Below are 1504 nucleotides of genomic sequence, written 5' to 3'. Positions count from 1 at the left end.
CCGGTTGATCTTGTTTGAGGAGGGCCTGGAGGGCTCCGTGTTTGGCCGGGTCGTAGGCGAGGCCGTCCTGCCAGCAGTGCCAGATCACATACAGCCAGGCGCGGGCCAGGATGCGGGTGGCGTGCGGGTGGTCTTTGCCGCGGGCGATCGCGGCGTTGTAGAGCTGGGCCGCCCAGGGATTGGCGCGGCGGGAGTCGGCGGCGAAGTCGCAGACCGCATCGCGCAGTTGCTTGTTGACGGCCCAGCGGAAGCCGACGCTTTTGTGCTTGCCGGACTGGCGGGTGGAGGGCGCGACGCCGGCCAGGCAGGCCAGGGCGGCCGGGTCGGGGAAGCGGGCCCGGCAGTCGCCGATCTCGGCCAGCAGCCGGGCCGCGCGCACGGTGCCCGAGCGGGGCAGCGAGGTGAACACCTGGGCGTCGGTGTGCAGCGCGAGTTGCTCGCTGATCTGCCCCTCCAGTGCTCTGATCTGCTCGACCAGGCTGGTCAGGACGGCGAGCAGGGCGCGGGTGGCGTGCGCGCGGGCGCTGCCGTCGTCGCCGGTCACGCCGCGCGGCGCGTTGCTGAGGTGGGCCAGCAGCACGGCGGGATCCTTGCGGCCGCAGTAGCCGGCGCTCTTGAGCCAGGCGGCCAGGCGGCGCTCGCTCAGCCAGTCGGCGCGGTCCTGGCAGTCGAAGCGGGCCAGGAAGGCCAGGCTGATCGGGCTGTCCAGGTCGGCGAACAGGCCGATCGCGCCGGGGAAGGCGGTGGTCAGGTGGGCGCGCAGCTGGTTGCACAGCGCGACGCGGTGAGTGACCAGGTCGCGGCGGGCGCGGACAGTGGAGCGCAGGGTGGCGGTGGCCGGGCTGTCGGGTGTGAGGGGACGCAGCCGGGCCCGGTCGGTGCGCAGGGTGTCGGCCAGCACATAGGCGTCGAACCGGTCGTCTTTGTTACCGGCCGAGCCGTAGCGTTTGCGCAGGTGCTTGATCTGGTTCGGGCTGATCACCACGACGGTCAGGCCGGCCTGCAGCAGGGCCTCGACGACCGGGCCGTCGCCGCGCTCGATGGCGACCTCGCACGCGCCGGCCTGAGCCAGGCGGCGGGTGAGCAGCTTCAGCCCGGCCCCGGTGTGCTCGACGGTGAAGCGGTCGCTCACCTTGCCGGCCGCATCGACCACGCACACCGCGTGATCGGTGCTGGCCCAGTCCAGACCTGCGGTCACGCCGTTCGGCGCGGTGGCGGGCAGGGACGGGGTGGGGGCATACTGCATGACAGCCTCTCCGCTGCTAGACCCAGTGGGGAGGCACCCTTTTCTCGGTGTCGGGGCGCGACTGCCAGTCAGCTCACTGTTCGGCGCTCGGCGGCGCTCAGCCCTGTCGACGGTCGGCACGCCCCGAGCAGCCACCGGATCCCGCAGAACTCATCCTGGACCTCAAGTGGTCGAGCGAGCAGGGCGGTGACCCGGCGGCACCTCGGGTGCATCAGCAGTCTCTCGACTACCGACACAAGGATGGTGCACCAGTGAGCG

1 protein-coding gene is annotated in these 1504 nt (G+C 71.9%); it reads right to left on the bottom strand.

What is annotated here, in order from left to right; all coding sequences use genetic code 11:
• Positions 1 to 1246: IS110 family transposase (locus AB0I15_RS66845; RefSeq protein WP_358121208.1), on the bottom strand; the 1246-nt coding region annotated here is incomplete at its 3' end.
• Positions 1247 to 1504 lie beyond the last annotated feature (258 nt).

The organism is Nonomuraea sp. NPDC050643 (assembly GCF_040654715.1).
Taxonomy (GTDB): Bacteria; Actinomycetota; Actinomycetes; order Streptosporangiales; family Streptosporangiaceae; genus Nonomuraea.
The sequence above is the reverse complement of the archived record's forward strand: the minus strand, read 5'-3'. Positions and strand labels throughout refer to the sequence as shown.